Raw genomic sequence first — 3,307 nt, forward strand, 5'->3', positions numbered from 1 at the left:
TCCATCGGTTCCTCGGCGGCCAGGGTGTCGGGACGGTGCGAGAACGCGCCTTCCCGGACCCGCAGCACCCGCCGCCGCACGGTCACTCGCCCCATGGTCCTACCTTCCTCTCGGAGTCGTGCTCCTCATGATGTTGCGTGATCGGTCCGATCACGTGGTCCTATTGGTCCCGCCGCGTCCGGATGACGCCGGCGTCCGCGCCCGGCCGTGATCAACGGATACAGCAAGCGTACGGCGGTCGGCGTCGCCCGTAGCGTCGGCCGAGGCGCGGCTCCCGTGGAGACGACCGGCAGGAGCCGCGCCGTTGGTGTGGATGGGTTACTCGGTGGTGGGTTCGAGGCGGACGATGACGCCCTTGCTGGTCGGGCAGTTGCTGATGTCGGCAACGCTGTCCAGCGGGACGAGGACGTTCGTCTCCGGGTAGTACGCGGCCGCCGAGCCACGGCTGGCCGGGTACGCGACGACCGTGAAGCCCTCGGCGCGGCGCTCGCTGCCGTCGGTCCAGACGCTGACCAGGTCGACGGTGTCACGGTCCTTGAGACCCAGCTCGGCCAGGTCGTCGGGGTTGACCATCACTACGCGGCGGGCGTTGTGGATGCCGCGATAGCGGTCGTTCGGCGCGTACCAGATGGTGTTCCACTGGTCGTGCGAGCGCAGCGTCTGCAGCACCAGGTGGCCCTTGGGGGCCTCCAGCTTCACGAAGTCGTTGGCGGTGAAGACCGCCTTGCCGCTCGGGGTCGGATAGACACCGGAGTTCACCGGGTTCGGCAGGACGAAACCACCGGGCTGCTTCACGCGCGCGTTGAAGTCATCGAAGCCGGGGATGACGCGGGCGATCCGGTCGCGGATGGTGTCGTAGTTCCGCTCGAACTCCTCCCACGGGATGTCGACCTTGTCGCCCAGGGCTCGACGCGCCATCCGCGAGATGATCGCGACCTCGCTGAGCAGGTGCGGGGAGGCCGGGTGCAGGCGGCCGCGGGAGGCGTGGACCTCGCTCATGGAGTCCTCGACCGTGATGAACTGCTCGCCGCTCTCCTGGATGTCGCGGTCGCTGCGGCCCAGGGTGGGCAGGATCAGCGCCGTGTCACCGCAGACCGTGTGGGAGCGGTTCAGCTTGGTCGAGATCTGCGCGGTCAGCCGGCACTTGCGCAGCGCCGCCTCGGTCACGTCGCTGTCGGGAGTGGCACGGGCGAAGTTGCCGGCGACGCCGAGGAAGAAGTGCGCCTTGCCGTCGCGCATCGCACGGATGGAGTCCACCGCGTCGAGGCCGTGGTGGGACGGCGGGGTGAAGCCGAATTCCTTGCCGAGGGAGTCGAGGAACGCCTGCGACATCTTCTCCCACACGCCCATCGTGCGGTCGCCCTGCACGTTGGAGTGGCCGCGCACCGGGCACACGCCCGCGCCCGGCTTGCCGAGGTTGCCGCGCAGCATCAGGAAGTTGCAGATCTCGCGGATCGACGGCACGCCGTGCTTCTGCTGGGTGATGCCCATCGCCCAGCACACGATGACGCTCTTGGCGTTCATCACGCGCTGGTGGACCTCCTCGATCTCGGCGCGGGTCAGACCCGTCGCCTCGAGGATGTCGTCCCAGTTGTGCTTGCGGGTGTGCTCGGCGAACTCCTCGAACCCGATCGTGTCGGACTCGATGAACTTGCGGTCCAGCACCGTGCCCGGAGCGGCGTCCTCCGCCTCCAGCAGGAGCTGGTTCAGCGCCTGGAAGAGGGCGAGGTCGCCGCCGGCGCGGATGTGGAGGAACTGGTCCGCGATCGGGGTGCCCTGGCCGATGACACCGCGGGCCTTCTGCGGGTGCTTGAACCGCAGCAGACCGGCCTCGGGCAGGGTGTTGACGGCGACGACCTGGCCGCCGTTGAGCTTGGTCTCCTCCAGCGCGGACAGCATGCGCGGGTGGTTGGTGCCCGGGTTCTGGCCGACCACGAAGATCAGGTCGGAGTTGTGGATGTCGTCCAGGTTCACGCTGCCCTTGCCGATGCCCAGCGACTCGCCCAGGCCGGAACCGCTGGACTCGTGGCACATGTTGGAGCAGTCCGGCAGGTTGTTCGTGCCGAAGGCGCGGGCGAACAGCTGCAGCAGGAACGCGGCCTCGTTGTTCAGCCGGCCCGAGACGTAGAACATCGCCTCGTCCGGGTTGGCGAGGTGGTGCAGCTCCTTGGCGAGGACGTCGAAGGCGTCGTCCCAGCTGATGGGCTCGTAGTGGGTGGCGCCCGGCCACTTCACCATCGGCTCGGTCAGCCGGCCCTGCTGGTTGAGCCAGTAGTCCGACTTCGTGTCCAGCTCGGCGATCGAGTGCTGCTTGAAGAAGTCACGGGTGATACGGCGCGAGGTGGCCTCGTCGTTCACGTGCTTGGCGCCGTTCTCGCAGTACTCGTTCATGTGACGCTTGCCGGGAGCGGGCTCCGGCCAGGCACACCCGGGGCAGTCGAACCCCTTGGCCTGATTGATGTTCAGCAAGGTGAGCGCGGTCCGTCGCACCGACGTCTGCTCCAGCGAGTACTGAAGCGCGTGCGTCACCGCCGGCAGACCCGTCGCCCACGTCTTGGGCGGGGTCACCGACAGGTCATCAATCGGGTCCTCGATGATGCTCATGTTCTGGTTCTGCCTCTTTCCGCTGCATCCGCATACTCGAGTGCGGCCCGTCCACGGGAACATGGAGCATCCCCCGCTGCAGAGCACGCCTCACGGCGGAAGCCACGAGCGATCCAGGACCGCACGGCGGTACTGTCCGACCATGCCCGCGAATATCCGACTTTCCGACTTCCGCTGCGAGGAGCAGCCTCCGCCAATCCGTACCGAGGAGTCAAAGAAGTGAGACCTATCAGACGATAGGCACCGCTTATCACGGGCCGTGACCCGCCCCACCGGGGGCTCCGTACGCTCGTATAAGCATCGGCTATCGGGCCATCGGACACCCCTCTTTGACTTCTACCTGAAAATCGCCGAGTGTTGACTTCGAACCGTTATCCGGCGCGAGGACCGAGAAACAACAAAGGCACCGGCTTCTGGCGGCTCGCGAGTGAAATTGACGAGCGAAATTCGCGAAATGCGAAAAGCGAATGTGGAATGAGGAGTGACATGGCCGTGTCCCTTGCCTCGACGTCCGAGCCCACCGCCGACGCCGTCACCGAAGAAGGCAGGCCTGTGCCATCACCTCTCTCCGATCCCTCCGACCTCCCCGACCGACGTCCTTCTTCTGCTGCGTTGACGGATCGTTTCGGGCGGGTTCATACGGATCTGCGGGTGTCGTTGACGGACCGGTGCAATCTGCGGTGTACGTACTGCATGCCGGCGG

At 66.6% G+C, this 3,307-nt stretch carries 1 protein-coding gene and 2 pseudogenes; 1 reads left to right on the top strand and 2 read right to left on the bottom strand.

The genetic code is table 11. The features are described 5' to 3' along the window. Positions 1 to 95: pseudogene (locus ABZ910_RS36200) on the bottom strand (sulfurtransferase FdhD); the annotation flags it as partial. A gap of 223 nt (positions 96 to 318) precedes the next feature. Continuing rightward, the gene (locus tag ABZ910_RS36205; protein WP_361373679.1) at positions 319 to 2,604 is read right to left on the bottom strand and encodes an FdhF/YdeP family oxidoreductase; all 2,286 of its coding nucleotides are present in this window, start codon (positions 2,602 to 2,604) and stop codon (positions 319 to 321) included. Between the two features lie 486 nt (positions 2,605 to 3,090). Here ABZ910_RS36205 and ABZ910_RS36210 point away from each other — a divergent pair. Next, positions 3,091 to 3,307, top strand: a pseudogene (locus ABZ910_RS36210) (hypothetical protein); the annotation flags it as partial.

It is taken from the genome of Streptomyces sp. NPDC046805, from assembly GCF_040645355.1.
In the GTDB taxonomy this organism is placed as follows: domain Bacteria; phylum Actinomycetota; class Actinomycetes; order Streptomycetales; family Streptomycetaceae; genus Streptomyces.